The organism is Hydrogenophaga pseudoflava NBRC 102511, from assembly GCF_001592285.1.
GTDB classification, from domain to species: domain Bacteria; phylum Pseudomonadota; class Gammaproteobacteria; order Burkholderiales; family Burkholderiaceae_C; genus Hydrogenophaga; species Hydrogenophaga pseudoflava.
Genome location: NZ_BCWQ01000007.1, coordinates 126,049 through 146,328, shown reverse-complemented (window position 1 = coordinate 146,328; position 20,280 = coordinate 126,049). Strand labels below are relative to the sequence as shown.

Sequence of the window (20,280 nt, the reverse complement as noted above, 5' to 3'; positions counted from 1 at the left end):
CCTCCTTTACCTCACTGCACAGAACGCACTGTCGCCCCGATCCGAGGTGATGTGGGTGTGCAGCCGTGGGTACGCCCGCGCGTTTGCGGAACGAGTGACAGCGGTGACCGGCGCAGCGAAGTAAAGGAGGAGGCTTGGGCGCAGCCCAAGCCGGGGGACATGAGCGGAGCCGGCCACCGCTGGCGCTCGTCCCATGAAGCGATACGGGAGAGCCAGGGGCTCAACGCGCCCCAGCCTTCTCGAGCATAGAAACCATGGTTGAGTACCCACGGGCCTTCGCCAGCACCAGTGGCGTCTGACCACTGCGGTCCGCCAGTTGCAGGTTGGCCCCCGCGTCGATCAGCGCCTTCAGCGTCGCCTGGTGCCGCGCCCCGCCGTCGCCCAGCACGATGGACTCGATCACCGCCGTCCAGTGCAGGTTGTTCACATGGTCCAGCGGTGCGCCGGCCGCGATCAGCTGCCGCACCACACCGTCGTGCCCCAGGTGCGCCGCAGCGATCAGCGCCGTGCCGTCGTAGCGGCTGGTCACATGCTTCGCGCTCGCGCCCAGCTCCAGCAGCACCTTCAGCGTCGCCTCGTCGTCCGCCACCGAGGCGATGGTGACGGCGTCGTAGCGATCGTTTTCCAGCTTGTTGAGGTCGGCGCCGGCCTTGGCCAGCGCGCGGATCACCTCCCGCTGCCGGGCGAACGCGGCCACGTGCAGCGGTGAGCGACCGTAGGCATCCGTCGCGTTCAGCGCCGCGCCCGAGGCGACCAGGCGCTGGACCTTGGCCACGTCGCCCTTGTGCGCCGCCGCGTGCAGACCCGTGTAGGCGGCGGCCTCGGCCACGCTGGGCGCGACCTGGGCCATCGCGCCGACGCAGCCGAAGGCCAGCGACAGGCTCAGCGACAAGACCCGCAGCGTCTTCATTTCAGCAACTCGGCCACTTTGGCGATGCCGGCGTTCGCGCACTGTTCGTCGAGATGGCCACCAGGCGCACCGCCCACGCCCACCGCGCCGATCACCTCGTTGCCGACCTTGACCGGCACGCCGCCGCCGAGCACCAGGAAACCGGGGATGTCCACCAACGTCTGCGCGCCCGGGTTCTTCTGCACGTTCTCCAGCATCGCGGCCGTGGTGTTGCGGGCGGAAGCCGAGGTGTAGGCCTTGCCCTGCGCGGCACCCACCGTGTGCGGGCCGGCGTTGTCGGCGCGCTGCAGCGCGCGCAGCACGCCGGCGCGGTCGACCACGGCGGCGGTGACGTTGTAGTTGTTCGCCGCACACGCGGCCACGGTGGCGGCGGCGATCTGGTTGGCGAGTTCGAGCGACATGTTCTTCTCGGTGCGCACGGCCTGGGCGCTGGCGGCGGAAGCGATCAGGGACAGGGCGAAGGCAGAGGCAGAAACGATGGCTTTCATGGGGTTCTCCTGGGGGGTGAATGCGGTTCGATCAACCGTGGAAGAACTGTAGAAATCCGCGCCCGTTCGCAACATTCGGACGGCTACGCGCCGGGCTCCGTAGAACTACGGAGCGGCGCCCACGGCCGGGTCGTCAGCCGGCAGACGCCTCGTCCACCAGCGCTGCGTAGTGCCGGATCAGCTGCGCCAGCGACTCGGCCTGCAGCTTGGCGAACAGGTTGGCACGGTGCGTCTCGACGGTGCGCGGCGACAGGTCGAGCGCACGGCCGATTTCTTTGTTGGTCAGGCCGGCGACGATCAGGCCCAGCACCTCGCGCTCCCGCTCGGACAGCTGCGCGTAGCGCTCGCGCGCCGCACGGTCGGCCTGGTGGCGTTCGCGGGTGCGCACGTGCTGGCGCACGGCGGCCTGCAGCGCCTCGATCAGCAGCTCGTCGTTGACCGGCTTCTCCAGGAACTCGGCTGCGCCGGCCTTGAACGCGCGGCGGCACATCTCCACCGTGCCGTGGCCGGTGAGCATGATCACCGGTTGGTCCACGCCCTGCGCGACCAGGGTGTCGAGCACGGTCAGGCCGCTGATACCGGGCATGCGCACGTCCAGCACGATGGCGCCGATCGCCTCGCGGTCGAAACCGTCCAGGAAGGCCTGCGGGTCGGCCCAGGTCGTCACGCGCAGGCCCACGGTGCCGATCAGCAGCGCCAGGCTTTCGCGCACCGCGGCGTCGTCGTCGATCAGGTGGATGGTGGGCGAGAGGCTGGTCATGCGATGCCCCTGGACAGCGGCAGGCGCAGCGTGAACACCGCGCCGCCGCCGGGCTGATTGGCGGCGGCCAGCGAGCCGCCCATGCCCTGGGCCAGCGTCTCGCACAGCGACAGGCCGAGACCCAGACCACCGTCGCGGGTGGAGAAAAACGGCTCGAACAGGTGCGGCAAGGCCTCGGGGGCGATGCCCGGGCCGCGGTCGGCCACGGCGAGCTCGCCCGCGTCCCCGTCGCGGCGCAAGGTCAGCTGCAGCGCGCGCTGCGCCACGGGCACGGCGTCCATCGCCTGCAGGGCGTTCATCAGCAGGTTGTGCATGATCTGGTCGACCGCCACCGGGTCTGCGTCGACCATCACCGCGGCGTCGGCCTGCACCTGCGGCGCGACGCTGCGCCGCAGGCACTCGGGTTCGAGCAGGTGCACCGCCCGCCGCGCCGCCTCGGCCAGATCCAGCGACAGCACGGCGGCGGTCGTCGCACCGTCTGGCGTGCCGGGCCGTTCCACCGTGCGCCGCAGGCGGCCCACCACCTCGGCCGCGCGACGCGACTGGTCCACCGCCTGCGCCATGGCCTGGCGCGCGGTGTCCAGCTCGGGCGGGTCCTCGGCCAGCAGGCGCTGCGCGGCCTGGGTGTTGGCCAGCACCGCGGTCAGCGGCTGGTTGAGCTCGTGCGCCATGCCGGCCGCCAGTTCGCCCAGGGTGTTCAGGCGTGCCACCTGGCCCAGGCGCAGCAGTTCCTCGGCGCGCCGGCGCGCGGTGCGCTGGCGCTGCCACTGCGCGCCCAGCGTCAGCGCCGTCGCGACGAGGGTGGTCCACGCCAGCATCAGGCCCCAGGGCAGTTGTGACCAGCCCAGCCGCTGTTCGGCCACCACGCCGAAGGGCTGGCTGACAGCGGCCAGGTGCTTGTGGAATTCGAAGCGCCAGCCGCCCGAGCGGGCCAGAGCCGCCGCATCGCCGGACTGCAGTTCCACGCGCTGGCCTTCGTGCTCCAGCACCACGCGCACCGGGCTGGCTTCGGGCTTCATCGGCCATTCGGACCAGGGCACCATGCCGCGCAGGTCGATGGTCAGCGCGTAGGCGGTGGGCAGGGCGGCGAGCACCAGGCGGTAGCGGCCCGAGGCCAGGTCCGGGCGGACGAGGGCCGGCCGGCGGTCCTGCGCCGAGCGCTGCTCCGCCGAGGCCAGATCGGGGTCGGCCCAGGCCGCGCCGTGCTCGCGCCGCTGCACCGACAGGATGTGGGGATAGAGGGACGGCAGCCGCTGTTCGGGCGCGGCGCTGACGGGCGCGCCGGGCGCGGGTTGCAGCAGGGCCAGGGTGTCGAGAATGGCATCGTGCTGCACCACCTGCTGGCTCAGCAGGCGGTGCACGATGCGGGCGTCGGTCTCGAACAGCGCGCGCTGTTCGTCGATGGACTGGCGGGCGATCATGACCGAGCCTGCAGCGGAAAGCACCGCGCCGCCGAGCCACCACCACCGCAACGATCCGCCGCTGTTCCGCATGCGGCGGATTCTGTCATGCGGGCTGCGCCCGCGTCACTGGAAGAGGGGCTTGACCTTCCAGATGTCGTCGGCGTACTCGCGGATCGTGCGGTCGGACGAGAACATGCCCATGCCGGCGACGTTGAGGATCGCCTGCCGCGCCCATTCGTTCGGGCGGCGGTAGAGCTCGTCGACCTTCTGCTGGGTCGCGATGTAGTCGGCGTAGTCGGCCAGCAGCAGGTAGTAGTCCGACTCCAGCAGGGTGCGCGTGATGTCGTGGAAGCGGTTGGGCTCTTCCGGGCTGAAGGCGCCTTCGGCGATGCGGTCGATGGTGGTCTTGAGGTCGTAGTTGTGGTCGTAGTAGCGGCGCGGGTTGTAGCCGCTGGCGCGCAGGGCCGCGACCTGCTCGGTGCGGTGGCCGAAGATGAAGATGTTCTCCAGCCCCACGTTCTCGGCGATCTCGATGTTGGCACCGTCCCAGGTGCCGATGGTCAGTGCGCCGTTGAGCGCGAACTTCATGTTGCCGGTGCCCGAGGCCTCGGTGCCGGCGGTGGAGATCTGCTCCGACAGGTCGGCGGCGGGGATGATCACCTCGGCCAGCGAGACGCGGTAGTTCGGCATGAACACCACCTTGAGCTTGTCGCCCACGCGCTTGTCGTGGTTGACCACGCGCGCCACGTCGTTGATCAGCTTGATCACCAGCTTGGCCATGTAGTAGGCCGAGGCCGCCTTGCCACCGAAGATCACCGTGCGCGGCACCCAGTTGTGGTTGGGGTGGGCCAGGATCTGCTGGTAGCGCGTGACCACGTGCAGCAGGTTGAGCAGCTGGCGCTTGTACTCGTGCATGCGCTTGATCTGCACGTCGAACAGGCTGTCGGTGCTGACGACGATGCCAGTCTCCTGCGCGATGCGCTCGGCCAGCCGCTTCTTGTTCTGGGTCTTGGCCAGGCGGAAGGCGCTCTGGAACTCCACATCGTCGGCCAGCGGCCGCAGCTGCTTCAGCTCGTCGAGGTTGCGGCGCCAGGTGGTGCCGATGCGAGCGTCGATCAGCGCCGACAGCGGGCGGTTGGCCTGCGAGAGCCAGCGCCGCGGTGTGATGCCGTTGGTCTTGTTGTTGAAACGATCGGGCCACAGGCGCGCGAAGTCGGCGAAGATGGTCTTGACCATCAGGTCGCTGTGCAGGGCCGAGACGCCGTTGATCTTGTGGCTGGCCAGCACCGAGAGGTAGGCCATGCGCACGCGGCGCTGGCCGTGTTCGTCGATCAGGGAGACGCGGCGCAGCAGGTCGTTCTCGTTGGGAAAGCGGTCATGCACCTCGGCCAGGAAGCGGGCGTTGAGGTCGTAGATGATGCGCAGGTGGCGCGGCAGCAGCCGGCCCATCAGGTCCACCGGCCAGGTCTCCAGCGCCTCGCTCATCAGCGTGTGGTTGGTGTAGCTGAAGATGCGCTGGCACAGGGCCCAGGCGGCGTCCCATTCCACCTGGTACTCGTCCACCAGCAGGCGCATCAGCTCGGGCACGGCCAGCGCGGGGTGGGTGTCGTTCAGGTGGATCGCGACCTTGTCGGCCAGTTGCTCGAAGCTGCCGTGGCTCTTGAGGTAGCGGCGCAGGATGTCCTGCAGCGAGGCGCTGACGAAGAAATACTCCTGGCGCAGGCGCAGTTCCTTGCCGTGCTCGGTGGAGTCGTCGGGGTAGAGCACGCGCGAGACGTTCTCCGACTGGTTCTTGGCCTCCACCGCGCGCATGTAGTCGCCCTTGTTGAAGGCGTCGAGGTTGATGCCGCTGGTGGCGCGCGCGGTCCACAGGCGCAGCGTGGACACGCTGGTGAGTTCGTGGCCGGGCACGCCGGTGTCGTAGGCGGTGGCGATCACGTCGTCGGTGTCGACCCAGCGCACGTGGTCGCCCTCCTGCACCAGCCGGCCGCCGAACTGCACCTCGTAGCTGAACTCGGGGCGCATGAATTCCCAGGGGTTGCCGTTGACCATCCAGTAGTCCGGCTCCTCGACCTGGCGGCCGTCGACGATCTTCTGCGCGAACATGCCGAAGTCGTAGCGGATGCCGTAGCCCATGCCGGGCAGTCCGACCGTGGCCATGGAGTCGAGGAAACAGGCGGCCAGACGACCCAGGCCGCCGTTGCCCAGGCCAGCATCGGTCTCCAGGTCGATCAGGGCGTCGAAGTCGGCGCCCAGCTGGGTGCAGGCTTCCCTGGCGTCGTCGTAAATGCCGACCGAGAGCAGGGCGTTGGTGAGCGCGCGGCCGGTCAGGAACTCCATCGACAGGTAATAGACGCGTTTGGCGTCGCTGTCCTGCGAGACCGCCAGCGTCTCGCGCCACTTGTGCATCATGCGGTCGCGCACCGCATGGAACAGGGCGAACAGCCAGTCGCGGCGGGTGGCCGATCGCAGGTCCTTGCCGACGGCATAGACCAGCCGGTTGGCGATGGACACGCGCAATGCCGCGACGCTGTTCTCCAGCTGTTCGTACTCGAACGGGGCGGTGGCGGTGCCGGTGGCGGTCGTCGGGAGGGTGTTGGGCATGTCGGTGCAGTCCAAAGGCAGAGGGTGGTCGGATCAAGCAGATGCCGTGCCAGTGGCGTCGGCACGGGCCAGTGCGTAGACCTTGAGGGTGTCGGTGGCGGCGCGCGCCCAGTCGAAGCGCAGCGACATGGCGTGGCGCTGGACCGCGCGCCAGTCGGCCTCGCGGCGCCGCAGGGCGAAGGCGCGGCGCAGTGCCGCGAGCAGGTCGTCTTCAGTCAACTCGTGGAACACGAAGCCGCTGGCGCGGCCGTCATCGATGTTTTCCAGGCTGCTGTCGGTGACGGTGTCGACCAGGCCGCCGACGGCGCGCACCAGGGGCAGCGTGCCGTAGCGCAGGCCGTAGAGCTGGGTCAGGCCGCAGGGTTCGAAGCGCGAGGGCACGAGGATCACGTCGCTGCCGGCGATGACGGTGTGGGCGAGCGCTTCGTCGTAGCCGATGTGCAGACCCACCGCACCCGGGTGGCGCTGCGCCGCATGCTGCAGCGCCTGCTCGATCAGCGGGTCGCCTGCTCCGAGCACGGCCAGCTGGCCGCCGCGGCGCACCAGCTCGTCGACCACGCCGGGCAGCAGGTGCAGGCCCTTCTGCTCGGTTAGGCGGCTGACGACGCAGAACAGCAGCGCGTCGGGCAGGACCTGCAGGCCAAGGCGCTGCTGCAGCCGCGCCTTGGCGGCCGCCTTGCCACGCAGGTCGTCGGCGCTGAAGCCGGGTTGCACGAGGGCGTCGTTGGCCGGGTCCCAGACCGCATCGTCGACGCCGTTGAGGATGCCGTGCAGGCGGTCGCGCCGCTCGCGCAGCACGCCGTCCAGGCCACAGCCCTGTTCGGCGCCGGTGATCTCGCGCGCGTAGGTCGGGCTGACGGTGGTGATGGCGTCGGCGAACTGCAGGCCGGCTTTCATGAACGAGACCTGGCCGTGGAATTCCAGGCCGTGCAGGTGGAACAGCTCGTCGGGCAGGCCGAGGCGCTCGCGCACCTGCGGGCCGAACACGCCCTGGTAGGCCAGGTTGTGCACGGTGAACACGCCGGCCGGGCGGCGGTGGCCAGCCGCCACCAGCCGGTGGAGGTAGGCGAAGGCCAGGCCGGTGTGCCAGTCGTGGCCGTGCACCACGTCGGGCACCCAGCCGCTGTCCAGACCGGTGCCCAGCAGAGCGGCGGCCCAGCCCAGCCAGGCGAACTGTTCGGCCGCGTCGGGCCAGGGCTTGCCACTGGCGTCCTGGTAGGGGTTGCCGGGCCGGTCGTACAGGCCGGGCGCGTGCAGCAGCCACACCGGCAGGCCCGACGCCTCGATGTGCCCGCGCCGCAGCCAGGGCGTGGGGCCGTTCACGGTGCCGGGCCGCGGGCCGAGGCCATGCGGCAGACCCACGGTGTCGCCGCCAGGCACCAGCAGGCTCGGCCCCTCGGGCACGACACCCGCCACGATGGACGGAAAGGCCGGCAGCAGCAGGCGCACGTCGGCGCCCTGCGCTGCCAGGGCTGGCGGCAGGCCCGCGCTCACGTCGGCCAGACCGCCGGTCTTGAGCAGCGGAAAGACCTCGGAGCAGGCGTAGAGGACGCGCAGGCTCACTTCAGGGCCTCAAGCATCGCGCGCGTCACCAGCACCACGCCGCCTTCCGAGCGGTAGAAGCGTTTCGCGTCCTCGGCGGCGTCGTAGCCGATCTGCATACCCGGCGGGATCACGCAGCCGTTGTCGATCACCACCTTGCGCAGCTTGCAGCCGCGGCCGACGTCGACCTCGGGCAGCAGCACCGCCTCGTCGACCTCGGCGTAGGAGTGGATGTGGACCTTGGAGAACAGCACCGAGCGGTTCACCGAGCCGCCCGAGATGATGCAACCCCCCGAGACCAGCGAGTCCACCGCCATGCCGCGGCGGCCGTCGTCGTTGAACACGAACTTGGCCGGCGGCAGCTGCTCCTGGTAGGTCCAGATCGGCCAGTCGCGGTCGTACATGTCCAGCTCGGGAATGGTGTTGGTCAGGTCCAGGTTGGCGGCCCAGTAGGCCTCCACGGTTCCGACGTCGCGCCAGTAGGCGGGCGCCTCGGGCGAGCTCTTGACGCAAGACATGCCGAAGGGGTGCGCCACGGCCTGGCCCTCGGCCACCATGGCCGGGATCACGTCCTTGCCGAAGTCGCGGCTGGAGCCGGGGGTGGCCGCGTCCTGCTCCAGCGCGGCGAACAGCGCCGGGGCGTCGAACACGTAGATGCCCATGCTGGCCAGCGACACCTCCGGCTTGCCGGGCATGGCGGGCGGGTTCGCCGGCTTCTCGACGAACTCGACGATGCGGCGCTGGTCGTCGATGGCCATCACGCCGAAGGCGCTGGCCTCGGCGATCGGCACCTCGATGCAGGCCACGGTGCACTTCTTCCCCTGCGCCACGTGGTCGGCGATCAGCTCGGCGTAGTCCATCTTGTAGATGTGGTCGCCGGCCAGGATCAGGATGTACTCGGGGTTGTGGGCACGCAGGATGTCCAGGTTCTGGTAGACCGCGTCGGCCGTGCCCAGGTACCAGCTGTCCTCGTCGATGCGCTGCTGGGCGGGCAGCAGGTCGATGAACTCGTTGAACTCGTTGCGCAGGAAGCTCCAGCCGCGCTGCAGGTGGCGCAGCAGCGAGTGCGACTTGTACTGGGTGAGCACGCCGATGCGGCGCACGCCGGAGTTCAGGCAGTTGGACAGCGCGAAATCGATGATGCGGAACTTGCCACCGAAGTACACCGCCGGCTTGGTGCGCCGGTCGGTGAGCGCCTTCAGCCGCGAACCGCGGCCTCCGGCAAGCACCAGGCCGATGGTGCGCCGGGCCAGTTGCTGAGGAGAGGTTTTGTCCATGGGTTGTCTCCGGTGGTTGTTGTGGTGAAGGGGGTGTTCAGGGTGCTTGCCATCGCCCATGGGCACGGGTCATCGCGGCCAGGCGTTCGGCCGGCTCGTGGTTGACCTGATTCCATTCGAAGCGCCACTCCCAGCAGCCGGTGGCCATGCCGGGGGTGTTCATGCGGTGGCGGGTGTCCAGGCCGAGCACGTCCTGGAACGGCACCACCACGGTGTTGACCACCGACTGCGAGGCCGCGCGCACCAGGGTCCAGTGCGGCTCGGTGGCGATGCAGGGGCCCAGGTAGTCCAGCGCCGCGTGGCGCTCACCCGCGGGTGCACTGTTCCACCAGCCCACCGTGGTCTCGTTGTCGTGGGTGCCGGTGTAGGCCACGGCGTGGCGTTCCAGGTTGTGCGGCAGGTAGGGGTTCTTCGGCCCGCTGCCGAAGGCGAACTGCAGGATGCGCATGCCCGGGAAGCCGCAGGCCTCGCGCAGCGCAGTGACCTCGGGGGTGATCAGGCCCAGGTCCTCCGCGATGATGGGCAGCGGACCGAGCTCGTCGGTGATGGCGTCGAAGAAGCGCAGGCCCGGCCCCGGCTGCCACTGGCCGGCCACCGCGGTCGGTTCGCTGGCGGGAATTTCCCAGTGCGACTCGAAGCCGCGGAAATGGTCCAGCCGCACGATGTCGACCTGCCGGAACTGGTGCGCCAGCCGGTCCTTCCACCACCGGTAGCCGTGGTGCGCCATGGTGTCCCAGTTGTAGAGCGGGTTGCCCCAGCGCTGGCCGGTGGGGCTGAAGTAGTCGGGCGGCACGCCGGCCACCACGTGCGGCTCCAGCCGCTCGTCCAGCAGGAACTGCTCGGCGTGGCCCCAGACGTCGGCGCTGTGGTGGGCGACGAAGATCGGGGCGTCGCCGACCATGTGCACACCTTGCGAGCGCGCATAGTCGCGCAGGCCCTGCCACTGGACCCAGAAGCGCCACTGCACGAAGCGCCAGAAGCCCAGGGCGTGGGCCGATTGCGCGCGCACCTCGTCCAGCGCGGCGGCCTCACGCCGGGCCAGCGGCGCGGGCCAGCGCGACCAGGGGCCGCCGTAGCGCTCGTCCAGCACCATGAACAGTGCGTAGTCGTCCAGCCAGTGCGCGTGTTCGGCGCAGAAGTCGGCCAGGGCGGCGCGGCACTCGTCGCTGGCGCGCTCGGAAAAACCGTTCCAGGCCTTGCGCAGGCAGGCCATGCGCCAGGGGGCGACGCGTTCGAAGTCGCAGCGGTGGTGGTCGAAGCCCTGGCGCGGTGTCCAGGGCAGCCAGCCCTGGCGCACCAGGTCGTCGAGGTCGACCATCAGCGGGTTGCCGGCGAAGGCCGAGACGCTCTGGTAGGGCGAGTTGCCCGGACCGGCGGGGGAAAGCGGCAGCACCTGCCAGAGCGACTGGCCGGCCGCGGACAGCCAGTCGACGAAGTGTCGCGCAGCGGGGCCGAGGTCGCCGCAGCCGTGGGGGCCGGGCAGGCTGGTGATGTGCAGCAGCACACCGCTGGAGCGGCGCGCGAGCAGGGGGTGGACGCTGGTGTTCATGAGTCGGGGGCGGAAGGGACAGGCGGGCCATGCAAGGCCCGGACCAGCACGCACACCGTCGGCTCGCTCAGCAGCAGCCGGCCTTCGACACTGGGGCCATCTGGGGCGTCGGGACCCGCGACCACCAGCGCCCGGGCGCTGTCCAGCCGCAGCGCCCAGAGCCCTGGTGGCAACTGCAACTCGGCGGCTTCGCCCGCGTGCCAGACCACCAGCAGGGATTCCTGCGCGGGTTGGCCGCCCTCGCCGACCGTGATGATGGCGGCCAGCGTGCGGTGCTCCTGGCTGCGCCAGGCGGCGGCGCTCAGCGGCGCGCCGTCGGTGTCGAACCAGGCGATGTCGGGCGCGGCACCATCCCCGGGCGGCCGGCCGTCGAACCAGCGCGCCTGCCGCAGGCCGGGGTGGGCGCGGCGCAGGGCGGTGAGGCCGGCCACGAAGCCCGCGAGCGCCGGGTCGGCGTGCGGCCAGTCCAGCCAGGTCAGGGCGTTGTCCTGGCAGTAGGCGTTGTTGTTGCCGCGCTGGCTGTGGCCGATCTCGTCGCCGGCCAGCAGCTGCGGCGTGCCCTGGGCGCAGAACAGCGTGGCCAGCAGCGCGCGGCGCCAGCGACCGCGCCGCCGCAGCACGGCCGGCTGGTCGGTGGGGCCTTCGGTGCCGCCGTTGGCCGAGAGGTTGTGGCCATGGCCGTCGCGGTTGTCTTCGCCGTTGGCCCGGTTGTGCTTGCGCGCATAGGCGGTGAGGTCGGCCAGGTTGAAACCGTCGTGGGCGGTCAGCAGGTTCACGCTGGCCAGCAGTGTGCGGGCGCTGTGGCGGAACTTGTCGCTGCTGCCGCAGACGCGGGTGGCGAGCTCGCCGCGCGAGGCCGGGTGGCCGAGCCAGAAGGCGCGCACGCCGTCGCGGAAGGCGTCGTTCCATTCCAGCCAGCCGGGCGCGAAACCGCCGGTGTGGTGGCCGTCGGGGCCGATGTCCCAGGGTTCGGCGATCAGGCGCACGCCGCGCAGCAGCGGGTCCTGCCGCATGGCGGCCAGCAGCGCGTGGTGGCGCTGGAAGCGGTGGCCCTGCGAGGCGTCGCGGCCGAGCGAGACCGCGAGGTCGAAGCGGAAGCCGTCGACGCCGTAGGCCGCGACCCACCAGCGCAGGCTGTCCATCACCCACTGCAGCACGCGCGGCTCGCTCACGTTCAGGCTGTTGCCGGTGCCGCTGAAGTTGTGCGGCACACCGAGCGGGCCCATGGCGTACCAGTGGTTCTGGCCCAGGCCGCGCCACGAGAGCGTGGGGCCGTCGAGATCGCTTTCGGCCGTGTGGTTGAACACCACGTCCAGCACCACCTCGATGCCGGCGCGGTGCAGCGCATCCACCATGGCGCGGAACTCGTCGCGCACCGCCTGCGCCTCGTCGGCGTCCACGGGGTCGCGCCCGGCGGTGCAGGCGGCGTAGCCGGCGTGCGGCGCGAAGGCGTTGAGTGTGTTGTAGCCCCAGTGGTTGGTGAGGCCGCGCGCCAGCAGGTGGCGCTCGCTGATGAAGGCGTGCACCGGCAGCAGGCAGACCGTGGTCACACCCAGGCGGCGCAGGTGGTCCCGCATCGCCGGGTGGGCGAGACCGGCGTAGGTGCCGCGCTGCGCGGGCGGAACCTCCGGGTGCAAGCGTGTCAGGGCTTTGACGTGAGCTTCGTAGAGCACGACGCGGTCGGGCGCGGTGCCAGGGCCGGGGGCGATCGCGGCGCCCGCCGCCAGCTCGGCCGTGGTGTCGACCACCAGGCAGCGGGGCATGGACGAAGCGTTGTCCGCGGGTTCGGGCCGGTGCTGCGCCCAGGACTCCACCGGCTGCAGCGGGTTGGCCACCGCGTGGCCGGTCTGCAGCGCCAGCCGGGCGGTGTCGCCCACGAAGCCGGACGCCCAGGGGTCCATCAGCAGTCGGGCCGGGTTGAAGCGCTGCCCGGCCTCGGGGTTCCAGGGGCCGTGGGCGCGCAGGCCGTAGGCCTGGCCGGCGCCGAGGCCGGGCACGAAGCGCGACCAGAGGCCATCGCCCACCGCGTCCAGCGGCAGCACGCCGGTGGGCGTGCGGTCCGGTCCGAACAGCTGCACCTCCACCGCCGTGGCCTCGGGCGCCCAGACGTCAAAACGCACACCGTCCTGGCCGTGTTCGCAGACCAGGTGTGCGCCGAGCGCCGGTGCGGCCGTGTGTGTCATGTCTTCTCGGGTTGCAGCCAGAGGACGCCCAGCGGCGGCAGGGTCAGCGGCGCCGACCAGCCCTGGCCGTGCAGCGGCTGGTGCTGCGCCTGCACGCGCCCGTGGTTGCCCACGTTGCTGCCACCGTAGTGGCTCGAATCGGTGTTCAGGCGCTCGGTCCAGGCGCCGTCGTGCGGCAGGCCGACGCGGTAGTCGTGGCGCACCACGGGTGTGAAGTTGGCCACCGCGACCAGGGTGTCCTCCAGCGCGCGCCCGAAGCGCACGAAGGCCAGCACCGACTGGTCGGCGTCGTCCACCACCAGCCAGCGGAAGCTGTCGGGGTCGGTGTCGCGCGCGTGCAGCGCCGGCTGCTGGCGGTAGAGCATGTTGAGGTCGTGCACCAGGTTCTGCACGCCGGCGTGGGCCGGCTGCTCCAGCAGGTGCCAGGGCAGCTCGGCGTCGTGGTTCCACTCGGTGGGCTGGGCCAGCTCGGCGCCCATGAACAGCAGCTTCTTGCCCGGGTGCGCGTACATCCAGGCGTAGAGCGCGCGCAGGTTGGCCAGCTTCTGCCAGGGGTCGCCGCTCATCTTGCCCAGCAGCGAGCCTTTGCCATGCACCACCTCGTCGTGCGAGAGCGGCAGCACGTAGTCTTCGCTGTAGGCGTACATCATCGCGAAGCTCATCTTGTGGTGGTGCCAGCGCCGGTGCACCGGGTCCTGCGACATGTAGGCCAGGGTGTCGTGCATCCAGCCCATGTTCCACTTGTGGTCGAAGCCCAGGCCGCCTTGCTGCACCGCGCCGGTGACCTGCGGGAACGCGGTCGACTCCTCGGCGACGGTCATGGCCTGCGGCGCCTCGCGCTGCAGCACCTCGTGCACCTCGCGCAGGAAGGCGATGGCCTCGTAGTTCTCGCGCCCGCCGTCCTTGTTGGGTACCCACTCGCCCGCAGGACGGCTGTAGTCGCGGTAGAGCATGGAGGCGACCGCGTCCACGCGCAGCCCGTCGATGCCGTACTGCTCGATCCAGTACAGCGCATTGCCGACCAGGAAGTTCTTCACCTCGTGGCGGCCGAAGTTGTAGATCAGGGTGTTCCAGTCGCGGTGGAAGCCCTCGCGCGGGTCGGCGTGTTCGTAGAGTGCCGTGCCGTCGAAGCGGGCCAGCGCGTGTTCGTCGGCCGGGAAGTGCGCCGGCACCCAGTCCAGGATGATCTTCAGGCCGGCGGCGTGGGCCGCGTCGACGAAGCGCCGGAAGCCGTCGGGCCGGCCATAGCGCGCGGTGGGTGCGTACAGGCCGGTGGGCTGGTAGCCCCAGGAGGCGTAGAAGGGGTGTTCGCTGACCGGCAGCAGCTCCAGGTGGGTGAAGCCCAGGCTGGTGGCGTAGGGCACGAGGTGCTGCGCCAGGTCGTCCCAGGTGGGCATCACGTCCCGGCCGCCGGGGCGCTTCCAGGAGCCGGCGTGCACCTCGTAGATCGCCATCGGCACGGGCGGCCTCTGGTGCGGGCCGGACGGGGCGGGGGCGCTGCGCAGCGGCTCGCAGACCCGGGCCGCGTTGCCGGGCGGCAGCTCGGTCTCGCGCGCGTAGGGGTCGGTCTTCATCACGGTGCGGCCGTCGGCCCCCTCGACCTGGAACTTGTACCAGGCCCCCACGCCCGCGCCGGGCACGAACAGCTCCCACACACCGCACTCGGGCCGGTGGCGCATGCCTTGCGGCTGCCAGCCGTTGAAGTCGCCGCTGAGCCCGACCCAGCGCGCGGCCGGTGCCCACACCGCGAAAGCCACACCGCTCTGGCCCCCCAGTGTGGTGGGGTGGGCGCCCAGCTTCTGCCAGGGCCGCAGGTGCCTGCCCTCGGCCAGCAGCCAGGCGTCGGTGGGACCGATCCAGAACGTGTCGTCAGCGGGGGTGGGGTGGTTCATGCTTGTCTCGCTCCCGGGTCATTCTGGCACCGAATGGATACCGGGTGGTTACAAAATTACACGCTTCAGGCGCCAAAGTTTCACCAGATCGCCGGGCGACAATCGGACCATGAGTCCTTCTGTTTCATCCTGGCTCACACCCCGCCGCCTGCTCATGGCGTCGGTGGTGGTGGCCGTCATCACCATCACCCTCAAAACCCTGGCCTGGTGGGTCACCGACTCGGTCGGCCTGCTGTCGGACGCCATGGAGTCGCTGGTGAACCTGGCCAGCGCGGTGTTCGGCCTGGTCATGGTCACCATCGCCGCGCGTCCGGCCGACGACGACCACCCGTACGGCCACCACAAGGCCGAGTACTTCTCCTCGGGCTTCGAGGGCATCCTGATCATCGTCGCGGCGCTGGGCATTGTCTGGACCGCCGGTCAGCGCCTGCTCGACCCGCAGCCGCTGGAGCAGGTGGGCTGGGGGCTGGCGCTGTCGGTGGCCAGTTCGGCGCTCAACGGCCTGCTGGCCTGGGTGATGTTCCGCGCGGCGAAGGAGCACCGCTCGATTGCGCTGGAGGCCGACGGCAAACACCTGGTGACCGACGTCTGGACCTCGGCCGGCGTGGTGGCGGGCATCGCGCTGGTGCAGCTCACGGGCTGGATGTGGCTGGACCCGGTGGTGGCCATCGGCGTGGCGCTGAACATCCTCAAGGAGGGCTTCCACCTGATCTGGCGCTCGACCCAGGGCCTGATGGACGAGGCGGTCGAGCCCGAGGTGCTGGCCACCATCGAACAGACCCTGGCCGGCTTTGCCCACACGCGCGGCGACACGCAGATCATCCGCTTCGACCACGTCAGCACCCGCAAGGCGGGCCAGCGGCGCTTCGTGGACCTGCACATGCACATGCCCGCGGCCTGGACCCTGGGCCGTGCGGCTGCGGTGCGCACCAGCGTGGAACAGGCGCTGATGAGCGCGGTGCCGGGGCTGCGCGCCAGCATCCAGCTGCTGCCCTCGGACGTGGAGGCGCATTTCTACGATGAGGCGGACCTGAAATGATCGCGCTGCTGCAACGGGTGAGCCAGGCCCGCGTCGACATCGCTGGCGAGACGGTCGGGCAGATCGGCGCCGGCCTGCTGGTGCTGGTCTGTGCCGAACCCGACGACACCGAGGCCGTGGCGCAGAAACTGCTGGCCAAGATCCTGAAGCTGCGCATCTTTGCCGACGAGGCCGGCAAGATGAACCGCAGCGTGCAGGACGAGGGCGGCGGCCTGCTGATCGTCAGCCAGTTCACCCTGGCGGCCGACACCAGCGGCGGCAACCGGCCGGGCTTCACCGGCGCAGCGCCACCGGCCCTGGGCGAGGCGCTGTACGACCGTTTCGTCGGGCTGGCGCGGGCGCAGCACCCGCTGGTCGCCACCGGGCGCTTCGGCGCCGACATGCAGGTGCACCTGGTCAACGACGGCCCGGTCACCATCCCGATGCGCATGCACTGAGCGCGTTCTTCCTGTTTCTTTCGCTGTTGACCGCATGAGCCTGTCGCTCCTGAGCCTCCGTTCCTTTTCTTCGTTGCCGACCGGGCAGGTGCTGGGTGGCTTTCACGTCGGCGCCGCGTCGCCGCCCGCGGTGGCCTGGCCGCTGCAGCACCTGCCGACCCTGGTGCTGGACGGTGGCGAGGCGCTGCGGGAGTGCTGGCTGCTGCCGGACGGTGCGCCGGTGTTGACCGGCGGGCATGAGGGGGTGGCGTGGCGCCGCGGCGGCGACCTGCTGTTCGGGGTGATTGATGTGCAGGAGGCTGGCGTGGTCCCCGAGGCCGGCCGCAGCGCCCTGCAGCAGGCGGCCTTCGACATCTACGCACGCATCTTCCAGCTGCTCGATGCCCAGGGCCTGCCCCACCTGTGGCGGCTGTGGAACTACATGGCCGACATCAACGGCGAAGCCGACGGGCTGGAGCGCTACCGCCAGTTCAACATCGGCCGCGGCGATGCCTTCGAAGCCGGGGCGCGCAGCGTGGTGGGGCGGGTGCCGGCGGCCTGCGCGCTGGGCGTGGCGTCCGGTCCGCTGACGGTGGCCTTCCTGGCCGGGCCGACGCCCATCGTGCCGGTCGAAAACCCGCGCCAGGTCAGCGCCTTCCTCTATCCGGACCGCTACGGTCCGCGCAGCCCGACCTTCTCGCGCGCCGCGCTGGTGCACCCGCCGGGGCAGGAAATCCTGTTCGTCTCGGGCACCGCCAGCATCGTCGGGCACGAGACCGTGCACCGGGGCGACGTGCGGGCGCAGACGGCCGAGAGCCTGGACAACATCGCGGCGGTGCTGGCCGAGGCGTCATTGAAGTCCCGCAGCGGCGCGTTCGCGCTGGGCGACCTGGGCTACCGGGCCTATGTGCGCCACCCGGCCGACCTGGCCACCGTGCGCGAGGTGGTCGCGCAGCGCCTGGGCGCCGCGCCGGTGACCTATGTGCTGGCCGATGTGTGCCGCGCCGATCTGCTGGTGGAGATCGAGGGGCAGTGTGTCCGCTGATCAGTACGGGTTCTTGATGCCCAGCCCGGCGAGGATCTGAATCTCGCGCGCTTCCATCGCCTCGGCGTCTTCCTCGCCGGTCTCGTGGTCCCAGCCCTGCGCGTGCAGGGTGCCGTGCACCAGCAGGTGCGCGTAGTGCGCGGCCAGGGTCTTCTTCTGTTCCTTCGCCTCGCGCGCCACCACCGGCGCGCACAGCACCAGGTCGGCCATCACCACCGGCTCGGTGGCGTAGTCGAAGGTCAGCACGTTGGTGGCGTAGTCCTTGCCGCGGTATTCGCGGTTGAGCGCCTGGCCCTCGTCGGCGTCGACGATGCGCACGGTGATCTCGGCGTCGACCTCCAGCGCGTGGCGGATGCAGCGGATCACGGTGTGGCGCGGCAGCGCGGCGCGGTGGCGGGCGGCGTCTTTCAGGTCACCGAACTGCAGGGAAAGCGAAAGCGAAGGCAGGGCCATGGTCGGGGCGTCGGGCGGGTGGGTCAGGCGGATTTGCGGCGGCCGCCGCGCGGGGCCTCGGCCACGCCGGGGCTGCGCGCCTCGTAGGCGTCGACGATGCGGGCGACCAGCGGGTGGCGCACCACGTCGGCGCTGGTCAGGCGGTTGAAGGCGATGCCGGTCACGCGCTTGAGCACGCGCTCGGCGTCGATCAGGCCCGAGAGCTGGGTCACCGGCAGGTCGATCTGGCTCACGTCGCCGGTGACCACGGCCTTGCTGCCGAAGCCGATGCGGGTGAGGAACATCTTCATCTGTTCCACGGTCGTGTTCTGCGCTTCGTCAAGGATCACGAACGCGTGGTTGAGCGTGCGCCCGCGCATGAAGGCCAGCGGCGCGATCTCGATCTGCTGGCGCTCGAAGGCCTTCTGCACCTTGTCGAAGCCCATCAGGTCGTACAGCGCGTCGTACAGCGGGCGCAGGTAGGGGTCGACCTTCTGGCCCAGGTCGCCGGGCAGGAAGCCCAGCTTCTCGCCGGCCTCGACGGCCGGGCGCGTCAGCACGATCTTCTGCACCGCGCTGCGCTCCAGCGCGTCCACCGCGCAGGCCACCGCCAGGTAGGTCTTGCCGGTGCCGGCCGGGCCGATGCCGAAGGTGATGTCGTGCGTGGCCATGTTGTCCAGGTAGCGCGCCTGGTTGGGCGTGCGCCCGCGCACCTCGCCGCGGCGCGTCTGCATTGCGGTGGCCTCGTCGCCGCCGGGCGGCAGCGCGGTGTCGCCGGCCAGCATGAGTTGCACCTTCTCTTCGGGGATGGGCTTTTTCGCCATCTCGTACAGCGCCTGCAGCACCTCCAGCGCCTGGTTGGCCTTGGCCTTGGGGCCTTCGATCCGGAACTGTTCGAAGCGGTGCGCGACCTTGACCTGCAGCGCCGCCTCGATGCTGCGGATGTGGCTGTCCATCGGGCCGCACAGGTGGGCCATGCGGGTGTTGTCGGGCGGCGAGAAGGTGTGGCGGAGGATCAAAACAGATAATCCCGGGCTGATTGGTGAAAGGCCCTCAATGATAGGCAAGCTGACCGGCACGTTGCTGGAAAAGAATCCGCCCCAGATCCTGATCGACTGCCACGGGGTCGGTTACGAGGTCGACGTGCCCATGAGCACCTTCTACAACCTGCCGGCGGCGGGCGAGAAGGTGTCGCTGCTGACGCACTTCGTGGTGCGCGAGGACGCGCAGATCCTCTACGGCTTCGGCAGCGCGGCCGAGCGCGAGGCCTTCCGCCAGCTCATCAAGATCAGCGGCATCGGTCCGCGCACCGCACTCTCGGTGCTCTCGGGCCTGTCCGTCGCCGAGCTGGCACAGGCGGTGACGGCGCAGGAGGCAGGTCGCATCGTCAAGGTGCCGGGCATCGGCAAGAAGACCGCTGAGCGCCTGCTGCTCGAACTCAAGGGCAAGCTGGGCGCCGACCTGCCGCTGCCGGGCGCAGCCGCCGCCGTGGGCGACGCGGCCAGCGACATCCAGCAGGCGCTGATGGCCCTGGGCTACAACGAGAAGGACGCCGCAGCGGCGCTCAAGGCGCTGCCGGCCGGCGTAGGCGTGAGCGAGGGCATCAAGCTGGCGCTGAAGTCGCTGGCGAAGTGATCACTGCGCCTCGCGCACGATCCGCCCGTTGAGCGCCTGTACCGGGCGGGCGTTGTTCGGGAAAATCTGTGAAAACAGCTTGAGCTGTTCCCGGCTCACGGTCACCGGGGTCTTGAGCACATTCCACAGCACGCCCTCGGTGCAGGGCGGCGTGGTGAGCGAGCCCATGAACTGGTAGTAGCGCTGGTCGGCGGGCAGCAGTTCGCGCAGGTCGATCAGCCCGGCGGGCAGGCGCACCCGGTCGCCGCTGTCCAGCGGCATGTGGGTCCACACCTTGTTGATCAGCCCGTTGGCCGCGCCCGGGTCGATCAGCACCGCCACCACCGCCAGCTGGCCTTCGTGGTTCTTGTGCACCAGGTGCGCGACCATGGCGAAGCTGCGGTGGTTGACCCGCTCTTCCGACGGGTGGTGGAAGTGGAACTGCAGCAGCTCGTAGGTGGCGCCGCGCACGCTCAGGGTGTTGCCCGGCTCCAGGTCGACCTGGATGGTGTGGCCGTTGTTCACCACGCTGCCGCCAGTGGGTCGGTAGTCGAACTGCAGCGGCTCGGCCGGGCCCTGCAGCGTCGTGGTCTCCTGGATATGCACGGGCGACTGTCGCTTGCCGATGGCGCAGACGTTGAACTCGGGTTTCACGCGGGCCCAGTGCTCGGGGCCGTAGGCGCCCTCGTAGGACCAGTGCGGGTCGTGCCCCTTGGACGCGGGGCTGCCGTGGGCCTCGGGCGCGGCGTGGCCGTTGCGGATGGCCTTGGCCACCCGGTCGGCGGTCTGGTGGTTGGCGGGCGGTGCGACCTCGGTGCCGCGGTGCTTGTCCAGCACCGCCTTGATCTTGGCGGCGACCGCCTGCGGGTCGGAGCGGGACTCGGCGGCCGTTGCGCCGGCCGGGGTCGCCGCGGCGTTCCGGGGCTGGGCGCCGGGTTTGGCCGTGCCCACCGGCATCGCGATGGGAGCCGGCGGCGGCGCGGAGTGGCTGGGAGCATCGGAGGCCCGGGCCGTGCCCGGTGCCGTCAGGCACCAGGCCGCTGCCATGACCAGTGCCGAAGCGAGGGCGGTCCGGATCAGCGTCGGGGTCGCTGGGCGGTGGGCGGCGGTGCGGTTCATGGTCGGG

17 protein-coding genes are annotated in these 20,280 nt (G+C 70.5%); 4 read left to right on the top strand and 13 right to left on the bottom strand.

Annotated elements, in window-relative coordinates; translation table 11 throughout:
• Positions 1 to 220: 220 nt before the first annotated feature.
• The 10 genes from HPS01S_RS10565 to glgB all read right to left on the bottom strand — a co-directional run bounded on the left by HPS01S_RS10565 (position 221) and on the right by glgB (position 14,608).
• A complete protein-coding gene (locus tag HPS01S_RS10565; protein WP_066155168.1) occupies positions 221 to 910 on the bottom strand; it encodes an ankyrin repeat domain-containing protein in 690 nt (229 codons plus the stop codon).
• Positions 907 to 1,398: a GlcG/HbpS family heme-binding protein gene (locus HPS01S_RS10560; RefSeq protein WP_157576233.1), complete on the bottom strand. Its 492-nt coding sequence runs from the start codon at positions 1,396 to 1,398 to the stop codon at positions 907 to 909. The genes HPS01S_RS10565 and HPS01S_RS10560 overlap by 4 nt, the downstream gene beginning before the upstream one ends.
• A gap of 133 nt (positions 1,399 to 1,531) precedes the next feature.
• The gene (locus tag HPS01S_RS10555; RefSeq protein ID WP_066155160.1) at positions 1,532 to 2,158 is read right to left on the bottom strand and encodes a response regulator transcription factor; all 627 of its coding nucleotides are present in this window, start codon (positions 2,156 to 2,158) and stop codon (positions 1,532 to 1,534) included.
• Entirely contained in the window at positions 2,155 to 3,651 is a 1,497-nt protein-coding gene (locus HPS01S_RS10550) for a sensor histidine kinase (protein WP_066155156.1), read from the bottom strand. Before HPS01S_RS10550 ends, HPS01S_RS10555 begins: the two co-directional genes overlap by 4 nt.
• 33 nt (positions 3,652 to 3,684) lie before the next feature.
• A complete protein-coding gene (locus tag HPS01S_RS10545; protein WP_066155152.1) occupies positions 3,685 to 6,165 on the bottom strand; it encodes a glycogen/starch/alpha-glucan phosphorylase in 2,481 nt (826 codons plus the stop codon).
• A gap of 33 nt (positions 6,166 to 6,198) precedes the next feature.
• Entirely contained in the window at positions 6,199 to 7,728 is a 1,530-nt protein-coding gene (glgA, locus tag HPS01S_RS10540; protein WP_066155149.1) for a glycogen synthase GlgA, read from the bottom strand.
• On the bottom strand, positions 7,725 to 8,984 hold the full coding sequence (glgC, locus tag HPS01S_RS10535) for a glucose-1-phosphate adenylyltransferase (RefSeq protein ID WP_066155147.1): 1,260 nt from the start codon (positions 8,982 to 8,984) through the stop codon (positions 7,725 to 7,727). The genes glgA and glgC overlap by 4 nt, the downstream gene beginning before the upstream one ends.
• Before the next feature lie 37 nt (positions 8,985 to 9,021).
• The gene (malQ, locus tag HPS01S_RS10530) at positions 9,022 to 10,533 is read right to left on the bottom strand and encodes a 4-alpha-glucanotransferase (RefSeq protein WP_066155145.1); all 1,512 of its coding nucleotides are present in this window, start codon (positions 10,531 to 10,533) and stop codon (positions 9,022 to 9,024) included.
• Positions 10,530 to 12,716 (bottom strand): glycogen debranching protein GlgX, encoded by a 2,187-nt coding sequence (gene glgX / locus HPS01S_RS10525; RefSeq protein ID WP_066155142.1) that lies wholly within the window; start codon positions 12,714 to 12,716, stop codon positions 10,530 to 10,532. The genes malQ and glgX overlap by 4 nt, the downstream gene beginning before the upstream one ends.
• Positions 12,713 to 14,608 (bottom strand): 1,4-alpha-glucan branching protein GlgB, encoded by a 1,896-nt coding sequence (glgB, locus tag HPS01S_RS10520; RefSeq protein ID WP_066155138.1) that lies wholly within the window; start codon positions 14,606 to 14,608, stop codon positions 12,713 to 12,715. Before glgB ends, glgX begins: the two co-directional genes overlap by 4 nt.
• Before the next feature lie 109 nt (positions 14,609 to 14,717).
• On the opposite strand from glgB, the gene HPS01S_RS10515 reads away from it, so the two are divergent.
• The 3 genes from HPS01S_RS10515 to HPS01S_RS10505 are packed head-to-tail and all read left to right on the top strand — an operon-like array spanning position 14,718 to position 17,108.
• On the top strand, positions 14,718 to 15,647 hold the full coding sequence (locus HPS01S_RS10515; RefSeq protein WP_066155135.1) for a cation diffusion facilitator family transporter: 930 nt from the start codon (positions 14,718 to 14,720) through the stop codon (positions 15,645 to 15,647).
• Positions 15,644 to 16,084, top strand: coding sequence for a D-aminoacyl-tRNA deacylase (dtd, locus tag HPS01S_RS10510; RefSeq protein WP_066155132.1), 441 nt, complete (start codon positions 15,644 to 15,646; stop codon positions 16,082 to 16,084). Before HPS01S_RS10515 ends, dtd begins: the two co-directional genes overlap by 4 nt.
• A 34-nt stretch (positions 16,085 to 16,118) precedes the next feature.
• Positions 16,119 to 17,108 (top strand): chorismate transformation FkbO/Hyg5 family protein, encoded by a 990-nt coding sequence (locus HPS01S_RS10505; RefSeq protein WP_066155129.1) that lies wholly within the window; start codon positions 16,119 to 16,121, stop codon positions 17,106 to 17,108.
• Here the strand turns inward: HPS01S_RS10505 and ybeY are convergent, their stop codons facing one another.
• Positions 17,109 to 17,561, bottom strand: coding sequence for an rRNA maturation RNase YbeY (gene ybeY, locus HPS01S_RS10500; RefSeq protein ID WP_066155126.1), 453 nt, complete (start codon positions 17,559 to 17,561; stop codon positions 17,109 to 17,111).
• Between the two features lie 23 nt (positions 17,562 to 17,584).
• On the bottom strand, positions 17,585 to 18,559 hold the full coding sequence (locus HPS01S_RS10495) for a PhoH family protein (RefSeq protein WP_066155120.1): 975 nt from the start codon (positions 18,557 to 18,559) through the stop codon (positions 17,585 to 17,587).
• A 37-nt stretch (positions 18,560 to 18,596) separates the two neighbouring features.
• On the opposite strand from HPS01S_RS10495, the gene ruvA reads away from it, so the two are divergent.
• A complete protein-coding gene (ruvA, locus tag HPS01S_RS10490) occupies positions 18,597 to 19,175 on the top strand; it encodes a Holliday junction branch migration protein RuvA (RefSeq protein ID WP_066155117.1) in 579 nt (192 codons plus the stop codon).
• Here ruvA and HPS01S_RS10485 read toward each other — a convergent pair whose 3' ends face one another.
• On the bottom strand, positions 19,176 to 20,273 hold the full coding sequence (locus HPS01S_RS10485) for a carbonic anhydrase (RefSeq protein WP_066155114.1): 1,098 nt from the start codon (positions 20,271 to 20,273) through the stop codon (positions 19,176 to 19,178).
• Positions 20,274 to 20,280: the final 7 nt, after the last annotated feature.